At 37.0% G+C, this 19,706-nt stretch carries 20 protein-coding genes; 16 read left to right on the forward strand and 4 right to left on the reverse strand.

The window, feature by feature from the left end; all coding sequences use genetic code 11:
* Positions 1-15 precede the first annotated feature (15 nt).
* Positions 16-615 carry a YtjB family periplasmic protein gene (locus A6E04_RS14035; RefSeq protein ID WP_012549430.1) on the reverse strand — a complete coding sequence of 200 codons (600 nt, stop codon included), beginning with the start codon at positions 613-615 and terminating at the stop codon, positions 16-18.
* Positions 616-745: 130 nt separating this feature from the next.
* Between A6E04_RS14035 and serB the strand changes: the two genes are divergently transcribed.
* From serB to A6E04_RS14110, 15 genes are all read left to right on the forward strand, one after another.
* Positions 746-1,714, forward strand: a complete 969-nt coding sequence (gene serB / locus A6E04_RS14040; protein WP_017021067.1) for a phosphoserine phosphatase — start codon at positions 746-748, stop codon at positions 1,712-1,714.
* Between the two features lie 269 nt (positions 1,715-1,983).
* Complete coding sequence (locus A6E04_RS14045; RefSeq protein ID WP_017021068.1) at positions 1,984-2,205, forward strand: Flp family type IVb pilin; 222 nt, start codon at positions 1,984-1,986, stop codon at positions 2,203-2,205.
* A gap of 11 nt (positions 2,206-2,216) precedes the next feature.
* The gene (locus tag A6E04_RS14050) at positions 2,217-2,657 is read left to right on the forward strand and encodes an A24 family peptidase (protein ID WP_083199022.1); all 441 of its coding nucleotides are present in this window, start codon (positions 2,217-2,219) and stop codon (positions 2,655-2,657) included.
* 7 nt (positions 2,658-2,664) lie between these two features.
* Complete coding sequence (cpaB, locus tag A6E04_RS14055; protein WP_065611647.1) at positions 2,665-3,477, forward strand: Flp pilus assembly protein CpaB; 813 nt, start codon at positions 2,665-2,667, stop codon at positions 3,475-3,477.
* 4 nt (positions 3,478-3,481) lie between these two features.
* The gene (locus tag A6E04_RS14060) at positions 3,482-4,792 is read left to right on the forward strand and encodes a type II and III secretion system protein family protein (RefSeq protein ID WP_017021071.1); all 1,311 of its coding nucleotides are present in this window, start codon (positions 3,482-3,484) and stop codon (positions 4,790-4,792) included.
* Positions 4,789-5,259 (forward strand): hypothetical protein, encoded by a 471-nt coding sequence (locus A6E04_RS14065; RefSeq protein WP_065611648.1) that lies wholly within the window; start codon positions 4,789-4,791, stop codon positions 5,257-5,259. Before A6E04_RS14060 ends, A6E04_RS14065 begins: the two co-directional genes overlap by 4 nt.
* Before the next feature lie 34 nt (positions 5,260-5,293).
* Positions 5,294-6,535, forward strand: coding sequence for a CpaE/TadZ family protein (locus A6E04_RS14070; protein ID WP_065611649.1), 1,242 nt, complete (start codon positions 5,294-5,296; stop codon positions 6,533-6,535).
* A 3-nt stretch (positions 6,536-6,538) separates the two neighbouring features.
* The gene (locus A6E04_RS14075; RefSeq protein WP_017021074.1) at positions 6,539-7,825 is read left to right on the forward strand and encodes a TadA family conjugal transfer-associated ATPase; all 1,287 of its coding nucleotides are present in this window, start codon (positions 6,539-6,541) and stop codon (positions 7,823-7,825) included.
* Entirely contained in the window at positions 7,825-8,742 is a 918-nt protein-coding gene (locus tag A6E04_RS14080) for a type II secretion system F family protein (protein ID WP_017021075.1), read from the forward strand. The genes A6E04_RS14075 and A6E04_RS14080 overlap by 1 nt, the downstream gene beginning before the upstream one ends.
* Positions 8,742-9,614 (forward strand): type II secretion system F family protein, encoded by an 873-nt coding sequence (locus tag A6E04_RS14085; RefSeq protein ID WP_065611650.1) that lies wholly within the window; start codon positions 8,742-8,744, stop codon positions 9,612-9,614. The genes A6E04_RS14080 and A6E04_RS14085 overlap by 1 nt, the downstream gene beginning before the upstream one ends.
* A complete protein-coding gene (locus A6E04_RS14090) occupies positions 9,607-10,350 on the forward strand; it encodes a tetratricopeptide repeat protein (protein WP_065611651.1) in 744 nt (247 codons plus the stop codon). The genes A6E04_RS14085 and A6E04_RS14090 overlap by 8 nt, the downstream gene beginning before the upstream one ends.
* Positions 10,351-10,359: 9 nt before the next feature.
* On the forward strand, positions 10,360-10,845 hold the full coding sequence (locus A6E04_RS14095) for a TadE/TadG family type IV pilus assembly protein (protein WP_065611652.1): 486 nt from the start codon (positions 10,360-10,362) through the stop codon (positions 10,843-10,845).
* Complete coding sequence (gene tadF, locus A6E04_RS14100; RefSeq protein ID WP_017021079.1) at positions 10,820-11,368, forward strand: tight adherence pilus pseudopilin TadF; 549 nt, start codon at positions 10,820-10,822, stop codon at positions 11,366-11,368. Before A6E04_RS14095 ends, tadF begins: the two co-directional genes overlap by 26 nt.
* 2 nt (positions 11,369-11,370) lie before the next feature.
* Positions 11,371-12,759 carry a TadE/TadG family type IV pilus assembly protein gene (locus A6E04_RS14105; RefSeq protein WP_065611653.1) on the forward strand — a complete coding sequence of 463 codons (1,389 nt, stop codon included), beginning with the start codon at positions 11,371-11,373 and terminating at the stop codon, positions 12,757-12,759.
* Between the two features lie 15 nt (positions 12,760-12,774).
* Positions 12,775-13,434: an OmpA family protein gene (locus A6E04_RS14110; RefSeq protein WP_023604124.1), complete on the forward strand. Its 660-nt coding sequence runs from the start codon at positions 12,775-12,777 to the stop codon at positions 13,432-13,434.
* 164 nt (positions 13,435-13,598) lie between these two features.
* Here A6E04_RS14110 and A6E04_RS14115 read toward each other — a convergent pair whose 3' ends face one another.
* The 3 genes from A6E04_RS14115 to A6E04_RS14125 form a co-directional block, all read right to left on the reverse strand.
* Positions 13,599-14,942 (reverse strand): ATP-binding protein, encoded by a 1,344-nt coding sequence (locus A6E04_RS14115; protein WP_065611654.1) that lies wholly within the window; start codon positions 14,940-14,942, stop codon positions 13,599-13,601.
* Between the two features lie 3 nt (positions 14,943-14,945).
* Complete coding sequence (locus A6E04_RS14120) at positions 14,946-15,626, reverse strand: response regulator (RefSeq protein WP_017021083.1); 681 nt, start codon at positions 15,624-15,626, stop codon at positions 14,946-14,948.
* 115 nt (positions 15,627-15,741) lie between these two features.
* Positions 15,742-18,087: a PilZ domain-containing protein gene (locus A6E04_RS14125; protein ID WP_017021084.1), complete on the reverse strand. Its 2,346-nt coding sequence runs from the start codon at positions 18,085-18,087 to the stop codon at positions 15,742-15,744.
* A 117-nt stretch (positions 18,088-18,204) separates the two neighbouring features.
* On the opposite strand from A6E04_RS14125, the gene radA reads away from it, so the two are divergent.
* Complete coding sequence (gene radA, locus A6E04_RS14130; protein WP_012549433.1) at positions 18,205-19,584, forward strand: DNA repair protein RadA; 1,380 nt, start codon at positions 18,205-18,207, stop codon at positions 19,582-19,584.
* The last annotated feature ends 122 nt before the right edge of the window (positions 19,585-19,706 follow it).

Below are 19,706 nucleotides of genomic sequence, written 5' to 3' on the forward strand. Positions count from 1 at the left end.
AATAAACAGAACGTATTAAGACTTACCGCCAAAAAGTGTAGTAACAGGCTTGCTAGAATCTTCACGTTTTTTAAGTATTGCCATAATAAACATACCTGAAACAAGACTTATAATAAGCATACCAAACATCAATCGGTCACTTTTACGGTAGTGGTGGTTCGCAAAACCAGTCAACGTTGACTTTTCAAAGGTTATACGTAAAAAACCCAATACCCGATCGTCTTTTACTATTGGTTCGATTAATTGTTGTCGACCGATGCCATCAATCGATAATGGTGTATTAATGCCCGTAATTTGTGATGCGGTTAACGCATTGCTGCTTTTACTTAGTACACCACCTTCCGCGTCGTAAATCGTAGCATCAAACACAAGGTTTTCTTTTGCCAGATTATTCGTTAGTTGCAGCAAGGCTTCGTGATCGTCTTTTTTGATGCTATCGACAGCAAACAATGCTGCTTGTCTTGTCATGGTTCGACTAAGATCTTGTAACTGCTTATTTTGAATGATCTGATTATTATCACTGATCACCGTACTATTAATTAAAATAAAGTAACTGAATGCGATCAGAGAGAGCAGCATCAGGCTTTTAATTATGAGATTTTGAGAAAGCATCATCCGCACCAAATAAAATAATAGTCGAGAATTATACGCAATTTATACAAAAATAGCAGTTTATGTCGCTTCAGACTTGCTCTATCTAATTTCAATCGGTATTTTTGATAGAGGATTAGTAAGGATACAAATCATGGACGCGATAACCCCATTTGCAATAAAGAAACACACAACACTGGTAAACCGTTTTTCAACCTCGGTAACGGCCTCTCAATTAGAGGTTAAGTCAGTGGGCTGGATCATTTACGGTTCACACCTTTCTCCCCTTCACACTAAAGACATCGATTTTTTTGTTGGAATGACAACAAAGGTCATTCGAACATGGAAAGTGGGTGACTATGAAGTCGCTGCTATCGCTGGTGAAATGACACCAGAACACAAAATCATCGTTGATGAACTTGGTTTAGATTACGCTGAAATAAAAGACATCCCAGATTTATCTAACCCGGGAATTATCCTTTTTGATATGGATTCAACAGCCATTGAAATTGAATGCATTGATGAAATAGCGAAATTGGCAGGGGTTGGTGAGCAAGTATCTGAAGTGACAGAGCGAGCGATGCTAGGTGAACTTGATTTTAAAGAAAGCTTAATTCAACGAGTGAGTACTCTTGAAGGAGCAAGTGAATCGATTCTGGCTCAAGTCAAAGAAACCCTTCCTTTTATGCCTGAGATGAGAGAATTGGTAATGACAATGCAGAACTATGGTTGGAAAGTCGCTATAGCATCTGGTGGATTTACTTACTTTTCAGATTACCTTAAAGAAGAGTTGAATTTAGTTCACGCTCAATCAAACCAGTTAGAAATCATTGACGGTAAATTAACGGGTAAGGTTTTAGGTGATATTGTTAGCGCAGAAACCAAAGCCGATATTCTTATTGAACTGGCAGATAAGTACGACATTGAAATGAGTAATACTGTTGCGGTTGGTGATGGAGCTAATGACTTAGTCATGATGTCAGCAGCAGGTCTGGGCATTGCTTATCATGCAAAACCTAAAGTACAAGAGCAAGCACAGGCAGCGGTTCGATACGCAGATTTAGGTGGCGTTGCTTGTATCCTTTCAGCTTCGCTACTAATGAATAATAAGCTGAGTTGGTAAGTTTAATATAGTGGAATAATAAAAATGGACTCCGATTTGAGTCCATTTTTTGTATTCGCTCTAATTGATAGGTGTGTATTTATCGATTTATACACCGATTAGCATTTAAAATAGTGATCACTGTCACTTTCTGAATGGAGCCTGAATGAAACTTACATTTGTGTCAGAGGAATGTCATAGCAATAGTCATTAAATTGACGCTTATTGGTTGAGTGAATAGTATACACCTTGTTCGCAGTGAACAGATATTAATCAACTAAAGGCTTATTATGTTAACTAACTTATTTGTAAAAACTCAACTAGCTCTTCAATCTTTTAAAAATGATGAACGTGGCGTTACTGCAATTGAATATGCAATCATTGGTGTTTGCATGTCAGCAATCGTATTAGCGGTATTTAACGGAACGTTATCTGATGCCCTATTTGGTGCGATGGAAACTATTTCTGATAATATTACATCAGCAGGAACTGCAACGCCTCCTCAAGGGTAATTATATTAATCATGATTAATATTAAGTTATTAATGGTTGGTTTAATGTTAATGACTAATTTTTATATTATTTTTCATGACATTAAGAATCGAGAAATATCTAACAATATAATTATCTCTATTACTATAGTTGGTTTATTTTCTATTTATATTAAAGGTGATATTAGTTATTTGATCTCACCTTTAATTATTCTATCAATTGGTTTTATTTTATTTCGATTTAATATTATAGCGGGTGGGGATATTAAATTATTTACTGCCACCTCATTAATGATAGATCAAAAATATTTATTATTAGTAACTTGTATTATTTTATGTATTGGTGGGCTGCAAGCTTATTGCCAATATAGTATGTATAAGTTAACTAATAATAAAAATTGGATAGATAGAGGTATTCCTTATGGTGTTGCTATCTCTATAGGTAGTCTATTCGGTATTCTTGCGTCAATGTAGGTGAAAAATGAAATCAAAAATAATATTGGTTTTAGCAGTTGTTGCTATATCGATTGGGTTATATGGTATGTCACAGACATCAGACGTAGCTCTTTCTACACCTGAAGTGATTACCGAATTAGACGCACTTCCCGAGACAACAATTGTCGTCTGGGTAGCAAAGAAAGACATTAATTTTGGGTCACAATTAAAAAGAGTCGATATTAAAATTCAGAGAATAAGCCAAACTCAAGCAGATCGCTTTGGCATTATCCGTGATACTAAATTTAATTTTAATAAGAAATTAGTCATTAAACAAGATATCGTACAGGGCGATATTGTTACCGAGGATATGGTGCTGACTCCGGGGCAAGAAGGGTATTTAAACCTAGTTATCCGCGATGGTAAGGTTCCTTTTAATTTAAGTGTTGATAATGATTCGATTCTTGGTGGTGCAATATCAATAGGAGATGTCGTTGATATTGCCTCAATATCATCATCAGAACAAAACCTTTCAAATAATGACACCATTTCAAATGTGAAGAATTTAAAAATGGCACCATTATTAACTCAAATAATGGTTCTTGATATTATTCAAAAAGAAAAGTCGATTAGATTAAACAGTAAGTCAACGAAAATAGTAACGATGTTAGTGCTGGAAGTGACCAACCGTGAATTGGCTAAATTAGTAATAGCACAACGCATCGCTGAATTAGAAGTTCACAAATCGATTGGTGCAGAGTTTGCTCATGAGCTTCATGCAGATTCTAGCGATGTTATTAATATGCCTGAATCTAAAAAAATAAAACCAAACAATTCCATTCAAGAGTTTAGAGGTTAATAACATGCAACGTCGAATTCTTATTTTATTAATGTTCCTATTTGGAACGTTATCTACCTCTTTATTCGCAAAAGACACTGAAAACCTATCGGTAGGTGACGCTAAAAGTATTACGACCATGACCGAAATTACATCGGTATTTATTTCTGATCCTAAAATCGCCGATTATAAAATTATAGATAAATATAAAGTGGTTTTATTTGGTAGAGACGTCGGGGATACCGTATTTATTGCTTTCGATGTTCAAGGTCGTGAATTAGTAAATAAAAAAATCATAGTCAGTCGTAATTATTCAGGTATTGAGCAGCAAGTTAAATTGAGATTTCCCACTTCTGATGTTGATATTTATGCTATTGGTACTAATGCGGTTGTTAGTGGTGTGGTTTTGAATGAAGAAGACCGAGATCAAATTTATGAAATGGTTGGAACATTACTGTTTGAAGATAATTCAGAGAGTAATGCTCAAGATGATAGAACAGACTTAACCTACATGGATAAACTCAATTTTGAAGGTGTAGTTAATCAAATTGAAGTCGCTAGAACGAAGCAAGTAAACGTAAAATTAACCATCGCTGAAGTTTCGCATTCTTTTATGCAAGATTTTGGGATTAAAGTCGGCAGTAATGGGCAAGCAGGGATCTTTGTTGATCAATTAGTTCACTTTAGCGCGAGTGACATCGTTTCTGTTATTACGGCAGTAGGAACCGATTCTGTAGGACAAATTCTGGCGGAACCTAATCTATCAGTGATTTCAGGTGAAGATGCCAGCTTTCTTGTCGGTGGTGAATTACCAGTCGTTACCGTCATTGATGGGGCGACGAACGTTCAATATAAAGAGTTTGGTGTAAAGCTGGATTTGACCGCGAAAGTTGAGCGTGATGACAAAATCAAATTGGCTTTAGCACCAAGTGTGAGTTCTCTTGATACTCAATATGCAAACGATACTTACAATTTACCATCACTTAAAACCCGAAGTGCAAGAACGACCGTCGAGTTAGGGGATGGACAAAGTTTTGTTTTAGGTGGGTTGCTAAACAGTGAAGAAAAAGAATCGCTTACACGTATTCCATTTATTGGCGACATTCCTATTCTAGGGGCTTTATTTCGTCACACGGGCACCGAACGCAATAGAACAGAGCTTATTATTGTTGCAACTGTAAATCTTGTTCAACCAGTTAAAGCAAATCAAATCCAATTACCGACAATGCAAAAAACCAGTACTTTACGACGTTTTCTAGGGATGGGAAGTGATTATAAAAGAGCGGAAGATAAATGGGCAAGTGAAGTACTCAATGCAGGCGGGTTTAGAAAATGAGCAGATTATACGTAATTGCAGTCCTTCTTTTTTTATCAGGGTGTGCTGATCATATTAATGAAAAACAAGGGACTCGTATTAATGTCATCCCTGTGGTCTATTCGCTTTCAATTAACAGCAGTGATAACGACATTATTAAAGAACAAATAAGCGTTTTCATTCAAAAATATGACATTAAAAATAAAAATGGTCATTGGGAATTATTGATAGCATCCAATGAGATACCAATTCAAGAAGGTAAATATCAGCAGTTTTTAAATAAATTCGGTTATACCTTGAATCAAATCAAAACCGTAGAGAGAAAGGGAGAATCTCATTTTTCTGTGACGATCGCATTTGCTACCCAACGTATTGAGTATGAAATTTGTGATTATGAGCAAATAGACTATTACGGTTCAACTAAGATTGGTTGCTATACAGAAAATAACCGCTGGCATTCGATGGTTAATCCTGAAAATGCAATGTAAAGAAATAGCGTAAGTTAAATTTATTGGAGCGGTTATGTTTGATTTAGTAGAACGGTTAAGTACAAATAAAAATAATGAACATAAGCTAAGTAACAAGCTTGAAACGATATTGTTTTATCAAACTGAAGAGTGTCGTTCATTGATCAATGAATCGTTTCGATTTGATGGCAGAGATGAGCCTAAAAGCGTAAAAAATCGAGATGAAGAATTACGTCAAATTGATTTGTTAAATTCACCAGATGTGGTGTTCATTGAATTAAATGCAAGTAAAGATGTTGTTCAAGATGCGCAGCGTATTGTGCATTTATTACCGAGTCATGTGTCTGTTGTCGTGATAGGTTCTGAAGATGCAATTTCAACCATTCGTTTATTAAAAGACATGGGGTTCTATTACCTTTTCTGGCCGGTAAGCAAACAAGAATGCTGTGATTTTATGCTAAATGTGTTTGATAACCATGACCAAAATAAAGGGTTAATGGCGAATAGAAAAGCAAAGCGTGTTGCAATATTAGGCGTAAAAGGTGGCGTTGGTACTTCCCTTATTTGCAGTGAAATATCTCGTTCATTATCTTTTGATAAAGGAGTTTCAACCTTACTTGTCGATCACCATTATCATGGTGGAAATCTTGATATTTTTATGGGGTTGAAACAATACCAAAAAAGAATCGTACAGAAAGGCACGTTATTAACCAATATTGATGGTACTTACGCTCTTGGTCTTATTCGAAAAATTACGCCAATGCTCTCTATGTTAGCGATTGATTCTGAAGAATTAAATGCTCAAGAATTAAAAGAATATACCTTAGCGGTACAAGATCAAGTATTGAATAACTCAAGTGTGATGATTGAAGATCATGCTCAGCTTATTCGTAATAAAGATGACATTGATCGATTATTACAGCGAGTTGATGTTCTGGTTTTTGTTTTTGATGCCACAGTTTCGGCGTTGCGTGATTACAACCGTTTCAATCAATTAGTTAAAAAGAATAATCTAGATAATGAAACCCGTGTCATTTCTGTTTTAAATGCGTCAAGACCTGTTAATAGTGGTTCTGTATCTCTGGATGAAATAGAAAAATACAGTGGACAAAGACCAACGATAATCATTCCTTACGATGATAAAGCACCACAGCACATTCTTGAAGGCGGACAAATTATAAAAACTAAGTCTCCAATGGGGTTACCTCTAATGAATCTTGTTTCTTTAATCCTAGGGGAAGAGCAGAAACAACAGAAACGGTCTATCTTCCGGTTCTTTAAGGTTAAAAGGGAATAACGAATGAATAATAAAACGTTATATATCCAGCTAAGAACACAAATATTTAATGCATTAGAACCGGAAGCACTCAATAAATTAACTAAGCAAGAATTAACACAACAACTGCTTAATGCCGTTGAATTATTGATAGATAGAGAGCAATTGCCTGTCTCTCTTATCATGAAAAATGAATTTGTTGAAAGCTTGGTAAATGAACTGGTTGGTTTAGGCCCATTACAGAATTTAATGGATGATGAAAGCATTACCGACATCATGATTAATGGGCATGAAAATGTGTTTATTGAACGTGATGGATTAGTGGAAAAAGTAAAAGTTAATTTTATTAATGAACAACAACTTATTGATATAGCAAAACGAATTGCAAGTCGTGTTGGGCGTAGAGTTGATGAATCGACACCAACCTGTGATGCTCGTTTAGCGGATGGAAGTCGAGTTAATATTGTTATTCCGCCAATAGCAATTGATGGCACCACGATTTCAATTCGTAAGTTCAAGAAGCAGAGTATTGTTTTTTCTGACTTAGTTGAATTTGGCGCAATGAGTAAAGAAATGGCTCAATTGTTGATGGTCGCTTCTCGCTGTCGTTTAAATATATTGATCTCTGGTGGGACGGGTTCTGGTAAAACGACTATGTTAAATGCGCTCTCTCAGTTTATTTCAGATGGAGAACGCATTGTCACTATTGAAGATGCGGCAGAGTTAAGATTACAAAAGCCCCACGTGGTTCGATTAGAGACGAGAACATCAGGCATTGAAGGGACTGGCATGGTTTCGCAGCGTGATCTTGTGATTAATTCGTTACGTATGCGTCCAGATCGAATTATTGTTGGTGAGTGTCGCGGTGGAGAAGCCTTTGAGATGCTTCAAGCCATGAATACTGGACATGATGGTTCAATGTCCACATTACATGCTAACTCTCCAAGAGATGCGTTAGCTCGAGTTGAAGCTATGGTTATGATGGCAACCAATAATTTACCTTTAGAAGCAGTCAGACGAACGATTGTTAGTGCAGTGGATTTAGTTGTGCAAATTAGTCGTTTACATGATGGGACTCGTAAAGTTATGAGTATTTCTGAAGTTGTGGGTTTAGAGGGAAATAACGTTGTTCTTGAAGAGATTTTTGCGTTTAAACCAAATCGAACACAAAGCGAAGATGGAAAAGTGAAAGGTAATTTTTTTACCTCGGGGTTAATGCAACGCTCAGTGCTAATGGAAAAGGCGCGGTTTTTTGGGATGGAAGACAAAATACAGTCAGCATTTAGAACTCCTTATTCAGAGGTAGAGTGATGTCTTGGATAGTCATTGGCATAGGTTTAATTTTGTTGATGTTTGCTTTGAGTGATAAGCCTGTAAAAAAAAGCCAGTACTTAGAAAAACTGAATACGACCCAATTTGTTGATAATTTAAATAGCACAGATCAAGCAATTAACCTTGCTTCATTGACTGAGCGTACTACCCAACAAAAAATAGAACAAGTATGGCGTAATATCGCTCGTCAACTAGGCCAAGGCGCTCGGCTTAAGTTAAGTTTTTTTATTGGTGTTTTTGCGATAAGTGGCTATCTGATTAATCGGTCAATGTTACATTCCTCGGCGGTTACGGTTGTTTTTATTTCTATTCTAGTAGGGTTGATTTGGGGGTATTTTTGGCTTCAAGAGCGAGAGAAAAAACAGTTTAATGAGAGCTTTCCTGACGCATTGAACATGTTAGCAAGTGCCGTATCTGCGGGAGAAAGTATTACTCACTCCATCGCTTTTGTGGGAAAAACGCTAGAAGGTGAAGTGGGAAATGAATTTAAAGTAATGGGTGAGCGTTTACAGTTAGGAGAAACACCTGATGATGTGTTTCGAAAATCTTGCATTCGCTTTCCTTATCCAGCGTTTCAATTTTTTGTTATTACATTACGAGCAAACATGAATCGTGGTGGGCAGTTAAAAGACGTAGTCTCACGATTAAATAGGTTGATGTTTGATGCTCGTTCAGTTGAAAGAAAAAAATACGCGCTGACTTCTGAAGCTCGGATCTCAGCAAAGATCGTATGTGCTACGCCTTTTTTCTTTTTGTTTATTCTTCAGTATCTAAGCCCTGAAAATTATGAGTTTGTCATGTTTCATGCGGAAGGAAAGCCGATTCTATATTACGTGATCATTAGTGAATCGATAGGCATGCTCATTATTTGGGCCTTACTTAAAGGAACAAAATAATGACTGAATTGAATCGTTTTTTATTCATTACGCTAGTGTCATTTGGTTTCATGCTTATTTTTTATTTGGTAATTATAAAAATATTGCGAACAAAGCAACTAGAGATCTTAATTAACCGTAATGAAAAAACGGATAAAAATGACTTTAGTTACTGGCTTAGAAACAAAGCGTCAGAGTTGAACCCTAACCAAGAAGAAATTAGACGAAAATTACGCCAAGCCGGTTTTTCAAATACCGATTATGTTCATCTTATTATGCCAATTAAATACAGTGTATTAGCTTCGGGTGAGTTGATATTAAGTATCGCCTATTACACTTCATTATTGTCAGGTACAACTTGGATTGTTGGTGCGGCAGTATGGGGGATGTTGGTCATTATTGTTCCTGATATGTACTTGCAATCAAAGATTAAAGCTCGAGTGCATCGAATCTCAACCCAAATGCCTTATCTGTTGGATTTAATGGCGGTATGCGTACAGACAGGGATGACGATTGAGGCGTCATTAAGCTATTTAGCAAAAGAAATGAGCGGCTTTGATAAGGATTTAACTCAAGTATTAACCAAAATGAATGAACGCTCTCGTATGGTTGGTTTAGAGAAAGCGCTTGATGAAATGTACATCGAAATACCGTCCAATGAAATGCGTAGCTTTGTGATGACATTAACGCAAAGCATGCATTATGGCTCATCGATTTATAGTGTATTAACCACATTGGCTTCTGATATTAGAGAGGTACAAATGCTGGGATTGGAAGAGCGAATAGGGAAGTTGGCTGCAAAAATGTCAGTACCATTGATCGTGTTTATCATGATCCCTATTGTTATTTTAATTGCTGCACCTGGTGTAATGAGGTTGATGCTAAATGCTTAAAAAAATAATGCTAATGACTGCGGTTATTTTATTGTTGTCTGCGTGCAGTTCCCGCCAATACAGTGAAGGTTCACTGACAAAATCGAAGATAGATATTTATGAGCAGACGAATAATTACGTTGCTCTCTCAGATTTATATAAAGCGGAATTAAAAAAAGACGATTCAGAAGAGACTCGAGAAGCGTTAGCTGCTGTATTAATTAAATTAGAAGATCCAAGCAGTGCTCTGTTTTATTTAACGCCTAACATAGAGAGTGGGGCCTGTTACCTAACTTATTTTCTTCAAGCTTCAGCGCTGGGAGATTTAGGTAAATACCCTCAAGCGATAAGTGCGGGGTTGTTGTCTTTGGATGATAATCCAGACAATGCAGAGGCTGAAAACTTATTAGGTATTTTATATGGACATGAATATCAATATGGGAAATCTCGTCGATATTTTGAAAAAGCCCAATTGCACTTCTATGACAGTAATACTATCGCGAATAATTTAGCCGTATTAGATATTGCTGAGGGGAATTATAAGCAAGCGGCACAACGTTTGTTGCCCGTTTATCGAAGTGGCCAAGCAAACAAACAGGTCATGGCTAACTTAATATTAAGCATGGCAAAAGAACAGAATATTGAATTTATCGAAGCCGTTTTATCTGATAAACATACAAAAAAAGAGATTGAACGCATTTATCAATCCTTACAGAGTTTTAATGCATTAACTCGTGAACCCAAGACAAGTGTATAGGCTAATAGCATGAGAATAAAACAAAAGGGCTCGGCGTCTATTGAGTTTGTTATCGGGTTTATGGCGTTTTGGTTTATGTGTATGGCGTGGGTTGAAATGAGCTATATGTCTTATATATCAGCAGTTAATGACCTTGCAATCTCTGAAATTTCAAGAAGTGCTAAAAAAGGTAATGGTCAATATTTGAATATTGTCGATGATGTCTTACATCGTGAAAATAGTATTTGGAATATAGCCGTCTCTGCCGATAATTTTAAAATATCTATTCATTATCTTCCTTCTATTGAAGCGCTTGAAGCTGTCAAAAAAGGATGCCAAATCCCTGAAGGTAAACGGATAAGAGAGTGTGGAGAAGAGGTTAACAACGCATTAGCTATTTATAGGATTGATTATAATTTCCATCCTATATTTTCTTATGCTTTCAGTCGTTCAGCCAATTTAAGTCGTGAAATGATAGTGGTACAAGAATATGAACGTTCGAAATTTGAAGTCTAAACAGCGCGGTATCTTTAGTATTGAATTTGCCATTGTTGGTGTTTTTTTTAGCCTACTTTTGGTGTTTAGTGGCGATGTCATTATTAAATTATCAGTTAAAGGAAAGTTAGATCGCCTTTCTTATTCTTTAGTTAATGTTTTAAAAGAGCGCACTGAATTATATGGAATGGATTACCAACTAACAAAAAAAGAAGTGGATAGCTTAAATACAATTGCTAAAAACTCACTGTCGAGAACCTTTGGTGCATTTGAGGCTAATCGATATGGGATGTTAGTTGAGGAGCTTAGTTTTTCAGAAATAGATGTGCCCAATCCTATCGTTAGTGAACAAAGAGGAGCAGAGACGTGTCATGTTGGAGAGTCTATCGCTAATTTAAAGCAATTAACGGTGTTGAGTGTGAGAGGGAGAATAATGCCTTTGTATCGAGTTGCCCTTTGTTATGAAACCGATAATTGGTTTGGACGCTTGGGTGAAAAGAGTTACACCACGGTGATGTCTGACTCTATTGTTATTGGTCGATAATTATGAAACTTAAAAAGCAACAATCGGGTCACGCCGCCATATTATTTGTTATGTGTATTCCTATTTTGTTTGGAGTGTTTACTCTGGCATCAGACGGAGCAAGAGCACTTCAATCGAAAGCGAGATTAGAAGATGCTGCCGAAGCTGCAGTGCTGGCTGTTTCTGCCTATGGTGAAGAAGATCCTGTATCAATTCAAACGGGAAAAGATTATGTTCGCCATTATATGCCAGATATGGAAAGCCTCGTTGAAATTAAGGTTGAGAAAGTAGAGTGTTCAGAAATACCTGAATGTACCGCTGACGATAATGATAGACCGTTTGTAGAATATCGAGTTTCTGGTAGAACAAAACATGAATCATGGTTCCCAGGTAATGATAAAACGGTTGGTTTTGGTGACCATTTTGATGTCACTGGATCATCAAAAGCTCGTAAATTTCAAAGCAGTCAGCCAATGGATATTACCTTTATTCTCGATTTTTCGGGTTCTATGAATTATGACTGGAAAGGACATGCCCCATCGGATATGCCTGAAGAGTCTCCAAACATTCCGGGTCGTTTTTCTCCTCCCTCACGATTGAGTGATTTAAAAGAGGTAGTGCAAATGGTCACTGATGAATTGCAAGCGTATAACAACACGACGACAGGTCCTAAGCATCGTGTCGCAATGACGGGATATAACCGTAGAACCGTAAACAAAGCGAACTCAGGGAAGTTTATCGTTCGGGACCAAAGAATAATAAAGAAAAAAGGCGAATATGATAAAGATGATGTGGTCGATTTTACTAAAACAATAAAACAGCAATTTAAACCCAAAGGTGAAGCGGGGCGAATTCCTAATGGGGATGAGCTTGCAGAGTTTAATGACATTAACTACAGCAGTGATTTTGTTGCGTTTAATAATCAAGTGAAAACATTTGAAGCTTATGGCGGGACGGCGTCGTTACAAGGGATTTTACGAGCAAGTCAGATTATGTCTTATCATTTAACCAAAGATGGTGAAGAGGCTAATCCTAAACAACTGGTTATTATTTTGTCTGATGGTGAAGATTTTGGTCATTATTTAGGACAGGCGCAAAAACTGGTAAACAAAGGGATGTGTACAAATTTGACGAATGCTATCGAGGGTGGACCTGTTTCTGCTGATGACAATAGTGCAGATAAAATTGAATTCTCCGCAGGCAATAGTCATGGTTTACCGACAAATACAGGTGAAGATCCTAGTGTGAGAATTGCGATGATCGGCTTTGGTGATGGGTACGATATTCATGATAATACGGGGTTGTTGAATTGTGTTGGTGAAGAAAATGCGTTTAGTGCCAAAAACAAAGATGAAATATTAAATCTGATCATGTCATTGGTTTCAGAAGAAGTCGGGCATTTAGCTCAATAACATCGAGAGTAAATTATGAAAAAACTATGTGTGCTATTGGCTTTATTTTCAGTCAATACTTTTGCAACAGAGAATAACATTAGTAGTAAAGAATTTAACCAAGCATTAAATTACTATTGCGGTACCGGTGAAATTGAATTTCAAGAGCAAGTGATGGTAGGAAAAGGTAAGCAAATTCTATTTCACCAAGGCCCATTTATGCAAGTTACTGCCAGTTTGAATTCAGAGGTGCTAAAACGAACATTTAATAATGAATTAAAGAAAACAGATGTAGCCCCTCAGTGTCGCGAATATTTACTGACTTACGCTGAAATGAAAGAAGACAAACTCAATCAAAAATTATTGGCGAGAGTATTATTTAATTTTGACCAATATACATTAACCACACGCTCTCAATACATATTAAATCAAGTCTCCGAGCAATTAGAAATACAAGATGAAGTCATTTTATTAAATGGTCATACTGATAATAAAGGGAAAGAGAGTTACAACATTGATTTAGGATTAGCTCGTTCTGAAAGCGTAAAAGCCTTTTTAATTGAGCAAGGAGTATCTCAAGAAACGGTAGAAGCTTACTCTTTTGGTGAGAAGAATGCAGTTGATGATAATGGCAATGCAGAAGGGCGATATCATAATCGTCGAGTGGATTTAGAGAAAAAAGAAATGGACAAGTAAGTATATATGGCGATGATATCTATCATCGCCACTATTTGTGTAAACTTGAGAGTATTTTTCTATGTCGGCGCATAGAGCAAGTGCCAATTGAGTACCTGAATTTAACTTATTTACTTTAACGTCGTGCCGAAATAAATCTGTTTTCCGTTCATAAGTTATCATTTTTATATTTGGTGAGGTAAAAATATTTCCAGTCGAGAACCAAGTTCTTGCTCTATAAACCAAATGTCTCCATTATAGCTATTGATTATCTCTTCACAAACGGCAAGACCTATCCCTGTTCCAGGATGAAGTTCGTCGGCTCTGACTCCTCGCAAGAATACGGATTCGATTTTATCTTTAGGGAGTGTGGCACCATCATTTTCGATATAAACATTAACGCCTTCCCCTCGTTCAACCACGGACAAAATAATGTAGTTGCTTGAAAATCGGTAGCTGTTTTCAAGAATGTTTCCCAATATTTCCATTAAATCGTTGTAGTTAATTGGTAATGTTTGTTCTGCTGAGTAGTTATGAATAAATTCGATATTACGATCTTTATGTATTTTGTTGAACATTTTAGTGAGTTTTGCTGCGATCGGGGCTAATAGCGTGTTGTGTTTACTAATACCTCTCGACCCCATTAATGCTCTTTTTAATTGGTGCTGAATAACATTATCCATATCATGGAGTTGTTCCATGATCTCGTGAATTGGTGGTTTCTGTTGATACAACAAAGCATCACAAGTCGCCACTCGAGTTTTGAGGCTATGTGCTAAATCGTCCATGGCTTTTTTGTATTTATCTGATTGTTGTTGTTGTTGTTCTAGTAACCTGTTTATCGTTTTTGCTATAGGCTCTAATTCTGCGGGGTAAGTATAAAGCAATTGGTTTTGATTATTGTTTTTTATTGCCTTGAGTTCATTATGCAGTTTATCTAAAGGATAAAATGAACGCTTGTAACCCCAGAGGACCCCAAAAATAGCAATAAGGATTAAAATTGAATAAGCAATAGCAAGTTGAAGTTTTAGAGTAGAGAGCTTGTCTATTTTATCTTCCATTCGGCTTAATAAAATGACACGCTGTATTGGTAACCCTTCAAGATTATGTATAGTGAGAGAGTGAGAAATGAAGGCTGCGCCACTTTGCTTCTGAACTAGAATTGGCTTGTTTTCATCTTTAGGTAAATCAGTACAAATATTTTCAACATGACTTGGCGGACCTTTTTTCATACTATCCCAAAGTAAGTTATCGTTAATATCACAAATAACAATGGTTATATCATCGGAGTCTGAGTTGTAATATTTATTTTTTCTCCCTTCTTCTAAGGGGGTGATATAGCCTGATGACACCATTTCATTAAAAATAGAGGGGAAGTTGTTTGTTATGTTAAGTGTATATTCTGTAATTAAGCTTGAACGCGCAGTTTGGTATCTTAAATAACCGTTTAGCGCTAGAAAACCAATAACCACCGCTAAAAAGCTAAATAAAATTCGTCGTCTAAATTGATTTTGTACTAAACGCTTCATTTTTTATTTCGCTTTTATTTGAAATTGATAACCTTGACCTCGAACCGTAGAAATAAGATCTTTGTGGCCAACGAGAGCAAATTTTTTCCTTAAGCGTGAAATAATAACTTCGATATTATTTAATTGTGCTTGATCACCTTCTTGATAGAGAGCATCGACAAACTCTTGTTTGGAAATAACTTTAATGCTGTTTTTAATTAAATATTCGGCTATGTCATATTCGAATGAGGTTAATACTACTGGCGTATTATCAACAAGAATCGTTTTAGCTTTTGTATCGAGTAAAATATTATCAGCAGTAATCGTTGATTGGCTAAAGCCTGCTGAGCGTCTAACTAGGGCGTGAAGTCTTGCTATTAATTCTTCTGATTGAAATGGTTTTACAAGATAGTCATCTGCTCCGGCTTCCAATCCTTCCACCTTATCTTGCCAATTTCCTCTCGCCGTTAATATTAATACTGGGGTGTGGATTTTTTTACGACGAATTTGTTTTATGAGTGTCATTCCATCAAAGTCGGGTAACCCTAAGTCAATGATCATGACATCAATGAGTTCTTTCTTTTGAACCGTTTGCAAGAAGGAGGAGGCGGTTTTATCGGAATAGACAATGTGTCCAAGATCCTTCAAATAAGTGGATAGATGATGGTTTAGGATTTCATTGTCTTCGACAAGTGCAATTTGCATAATATACCGACTTATTATCCGAGTGTTGATGTTAATTAATAACACTTATCACTTTGTTTATAAATAATAAAACCTATAAATTGATAGGTTTTATTAAATTTAATGCAATGTTTATTTACCCTAACTCTAATCGAATAAGTACTTCATCGGTAATATCGGTAATTTCACCACAGCCGACAATACTTGATAATTCATCTTCAAGCGCTCTTGCGTAATGGATAGCAGATTGTGCTAATTGACTGAGTTCAATTTCAGATGTGCTTGATAATGGGTTTTTAACCGCTGTTGTTGTTACTCGTATCGCTAAAAACTCACCGTGTTCTTTTGCCTTTTTGATAAAGGTTAAGCGATCGTTATAAGATTCAAACTCTTGAAGTAATCGAGTAAATACCGATTTTATTTTCCCTTCGCGTATTACCACGGCAATATAAATTTCGTGGTGGTGTGATCGTGTATTTGCAGGAGTTCTTAATGGTTCTGCTAATAATCGTTGTACTCGCGATTTGAAAATCGGTTCTAAATTTACGCTGTTCTCTGAGCCCAGTTGTTGCCAAATTTTATTAATTCGGTTCAATGGGAAGTTAACCCCCATACAGCGAGGCTTAACGCTATGATTGTCTTTTTCTATGAAAAATGGAGCCGTAGTTAATTTAGTTAGCAGCAATTGATGCATTATTTTCAACATATCCATTGATGGTAGTTGTTCATAATCCATTGGTAATCGTTCAATGTTGTGTTGAATTAAACGACCTAAAAACAGTTTGCTTTTTTGAGTCTGTAAGCTGTCTTCAATTTGTAATTGGATATGTTGTCCGTTCGACGCTACTTTTAACACATGATAGGTGATACGACTTAATGGCGTGTTTCTGTCCATCATTTGTAAATCATTAAACGTTATTTTTACATCGGATTTTTTCGTCAATTGTGCCGGTTTATCTAATGTGATAGACAGCCCTTTTATCGATATATCCTGTGTTCTTCCAGATAATTCACCAAGTGTTGGATGAGATAATGTAATTAACGTTTCATAGTTGAATCTAGGTTCTGAACGACGAGGCGCTGAATCATAATACAACGCATGAGCCTGACATATCGGGGCTATCGGATGACGATAAGCGTTTAGTGTCTTTGGTTCTAAAGTTGGTTTGTCCGTTAACAGATAATCTTTTTGAGTTTCAGGGAGACTGATCTCGGTAAGAATACCCATATGGGTCAAGCTTGATAAAATGGCTTCCATCTCAGGAGCAACAGACAGCAGACGCTCTTTGTCCCCTTTTGCTAATTCAAATAGAGAAAGGCGGATAACTTTCCAACTTTTACGCTTTGCACCAATATGCCAAAACAGTTGTCTTTCTTGTTGAGTTCCCTCTGAAGACATCATGGAATAGAAGAGTTCTCTTTCTTCATGATCATGTTTAAAGCTGTAAAAATGCGTATTGCTGGCCTTTAAGCCTGGTTTTGTTAAAAACTCCATGCGCTCAGGTTTAAACAAATGATTTATTACTGGCTGATTTTTTTCATCATGCCAATGTTTCCACAAACCTTCATTATGATCGGTGATCACGGCATATTTTAATTGCTCTTTGGCAAAGAAAAGAGGGATGTTTGTCGTGTGCTTTAAAAAGCAATGTTCATAACCTTGAGTCCTTACTCGTACTATCTGATCTCTTTGATCATGCTGATTTCGTCGTTTGTTTTTATTTAATTTGACGTCAATAGCATGAGCAATTACATCGTGGTTTGATTCCATTTTTAAGCGTAACCAACGATAGCTGTCATTTTCTTCGCTGTCGTGAATACCTAAAATACGATAAGGAAAATCGCCATTTAGTTCTTTTATACCAGTGTCTTTAGCTAGATTAGGAAAGCTGACTTGTATGATTTGGCCTAAGCCGTATTCAAAAGCCGTTGGTACTTTTATTCGGGCACCAGAAGAGGATAAGTCACTGCTAGTACCATGAATGTGATTGCCATTAGGTAATAATACGGTGACTTGTGTCGACATGCGTAAGCGGTTTTCGCTGCGTGTTAAGTAATGACCAAATCGAATTAATTTAGCATCAAAAATATTTTTGTTTTCTTGCTGTAAAGAAGAGGGGTTACTGTCTTTATTTTTATGGAGCACGCGAAAGTTATTGCGAGTATTTGTCAGTGCTTCCCATACGCCTTCCGTGTAGCTGCCGTATCGCTCAATACTTTTGTGATAAGTATTGATTGCAACATCATCAAGAAAATGTGTGTAGCCATCTAAGCTGTATTGGTGGCATTGCCCTTTGACTCGCCCGCGTAAATCGATGCTCTTTTTACAAGGCGTCATAATACGCTTCAATTCAATTTTGACGATTAAATGAATTGATGGGTGTTCATGTGACATGACTTGTGAACACACGGAGTCAAAATCTGGTGCGTCAAAGACAGGAATGAGTTGTTCTACGTAGCTTTGATATTCTTCTTGATGCATGATTTCTGGTACAGTAATAAGAATCTAATGGGTTTATCGGCACAATTGATAAAATATTTAATGGCATACGTTAAATATTCATTTCCCATACCTTCAAATACAGTGATTCGGTGATATATGGCAAAAGCAAAACGTGCCTACGTTTGTAACGATTGTGGGGCAGACTTCCCTCGTTGGCAAGGACAGTGTAGTGCTTGTGGGGCGTGGAACACGATTACAGAGGTTCGATTAGCGGCTTCTCCTCAAGTGGCTAGGAACGAACGATTGGTCGGATACTCAGGTTCTGCTACGGATTCTAAAGTTCAAACGCTATCAAGTATTGATCTTCAAGAGGTCCCTCGTTTTAGTAGCAGCTTTAAAGAGTTTGATCGGGTACTTGGTGGTGGGATTGTTCCTGGTGCGGCTATCTTAATCGGTGGTAATCCGGGGGCTGGTAAGTCCACACTGCTGTTGCAAACCATGTGTCGTTTAGCCAGTGAAATGCCAACGTTGTATGTAACGGGGGAAGAATCATTACAACAAGTCGCCATGCGAGCATCTCGTCTTGGGCTGCCAAAAGATAATTTGAAAATGTTGTCTGAAACCAGCATTGATAAAATTTGTCAGATCGCAGACAAAGAAAAACCTAAAATAATGGTTATTGACTCGATTCAAGTGATGCATGTCGATGATGTTCAATCGTCTCCAGGCAGTGTTGCTCAAGTTAGAGAATCAGCAACAACACTTACTCGTTATGCAAAACAAAATAATGTGTCTATATTTCTTGTGGGGCATGTAACTAAAGATGGTTCGCTTGCAGGACCAAAAGTACTGGAGCATATTATTGATTGTTCTGTATTGCTTGATGGAAGCGCAGACAGTCGATTTAGAACATTGCGTTGTAATAAAAACCGTTTTGGTGCCGTAAATGAATTGGGCGTATTTGCAATGACGGGGCAAGGATTGAAAGAAGTAAATAATCCGTCTGCGATTTTTCTATCCCGTGGCGAAGAGGAAACGTCAGGCAGCTCTGTTATGGTTGTTTGGGAAGGGACACGTCCGTTGTTGGTTGAAATTCAAGCATTAGTCGATTACTCCCAACTATCGAATCCACGTCGAGTTTCTGTTGGGCTAGATCAAAACCGTTTGTCGATGTTACTTGCTGTACTTCATAAACATGGAGGTCTGCAAATGGCGGATCAGGATGTCTTTGTCAATGTGGTTGGTGGCGTAAAAGTTGCAGAAACCAGTGCCGATTTAGCATTGATAATGGCGCTATTATCTAGCTTTAAAGATCGTCCATTACCAAAAGATGTCGTTGTTTTTGGTGAGGTAGGGCTTGCCGGTGAAATCCGTCCAGTTCCTAGTGGTCAAGAGCGTCTTATGGAAGCGTATAAACATGGATTTAAACGCGCGATTGTTCCTGCCGCTAATATGCCGAAAGGGGGGATTGAAGGCATGCAAATTCATGGTGTGAAAAAATTATCAGAGGCAATTGATGCTTTTGATGAACTATAATCAATAATTATTATGAATTTGCACTATTCTTTGCATTTGAAATTGTGTAAATTCGTCTATAACTTGCTAAAGCAGAAAGTAATCGGTGTCGATTGGGGCTAAATTCTATCCAAAAATAGAAC

Origin of the sequence: Aliivibrio logei (genome assembly GCF_001691055.1) — a bacterium.
Taxonomy (GTDB): Bacteria; Pseudomonadota; Gammaproteobacteria; order Enterobacterales; family Vibrionaceae; genus Aliivibrio; species Aliivibrio salmonicida.

Coding starts and splice junctions, on each gene's coding strand:
- A6E04_RS14050 (WP_083199022.1), top strand. CDS start 2,217: ATGATTAATATTAAGTTATTAATGGTTGGTTTAATGTTAATGACTAAT.
- A6E04_RS14065 (WP_065611648.1), top strand. CDS start 4,789: ATGAGCAGATTATACGTAATTGCAGTCCTTCTTTTTTTATCAGGGTGT.
- A6E04_RS14080 (WP_017021075.1), top strand. CDS start 7,825: ATGTCTTGGATAGTCATTGGCATAGGTTTAATTTTGTTGATGTTTGCT.
- A6E04_RS14070 (WP_065611649.1), top strand. CDS start 5,294: ATGTTTGATTTAGTAGAACGGTTAAGTACAAATAAAAATAATGAACAT.
- A6E04_RS14035 (WP_012549430.1), bottom strand. CDS start 615: ATGATGCTTTCTCAAAATCTCATAATTAAAAGCCTGATGCTGCTCTCT.
- A6E04_RS14125 (WP_017021084.1), bottom strand. CDS start 18,087: ATGCATCAAGAAGAATATCAAAGCTACGTAGAACAACTCATTCCTGTC.
- A6E04_RS14105 (WP_065611653.1), top strand. CDS start 11,371: ATGAAACTTAAAAAGCAACAATCGGGTCACGCCGCCATATTATTTGTT.
- cpaB (WP_065611647.1), top strand. CDS start 2,665: ATGAAATCAAAAATAATATTGGTTTTAGCAGTTGTTGCTATATCGATT.
- A6E04_RS14045 (WP_017021068.1), top strand. CDS start 1,984: ATGTTAACTAACTTATTTGTAAAAACTCAACTAGCTCTTCAATCTTTT.
- serB (WP_017021067.1), top strand. CDS start 746: ATGGACGCGATAACCCCATTTGCAATAAAGAAACACACAACACTGGTA.
- tadF (WP_017021079.1), top strand. CDS start 10,820: ATGAACGTTCGAAATTTGAAGTCTAAACAGCGCGGTATCTTTAGTATT.
- A6E04_RS14085 (WP_065611650.1), top strand. CDS start 8,742: ATGACTGAATTGAATCGTTTTTTATTCATTACGCTAGTGTCATTTGGT.
- A6E04_RS14095 (WP_065611652.1), top strand. CDS start 10,360: ATGAGAATAAAACAAAAGGGCTCGGCGTCTATTGAGTTTGTTATCGGG.
- radA (WP_012549433.1), top strand. CDS start 18,205: ATGGCAAAAGCAAAACGTGCCTACGTTTGTAACGATTGTGGGGCAGAC.
- A6E04_RS14115 (WP_065611654.1), bottom strand. CDS start 14,942: ATGAAGCGTTTAGTACAAAATCAATTTAGACGACGAATTTTATTTAGC.
- A6E04_RS14110 (WP_023604124.1), top strand. CDS start 12,775: ATGAAAAAACTATGTGTGCTATTGGCTTTATTTTCAGTCAATACTTTT.
- A6E04_RS14090 (WP_065611651.1), top strand. CDS start 9,607: ATGCTTAAAAAAATAATGCTAATGACTGCGGTTATTTTATTGTTGTCT.
- A6E04_RS14120 (WP_017021083.1), bottom strand. CDS start 15,626: ATGCAAATTGCACTTGTCGAAGACAATGAAATCCTAAACCATCATCTA.
- A6E04_RS14075 (WP_017021074.1), top strand. CDS start 6,539: ATGAATAATAAAACGTTATATATCCAGCTAAGAACACAAATATTTAAT.
- A6E04_RS14060 (WP_017021071.1), top strand. CDS start 3,482: ATGCAACGTCGAATTCTTATTTTATTAATGTTCCTATTTGGAACGTTA.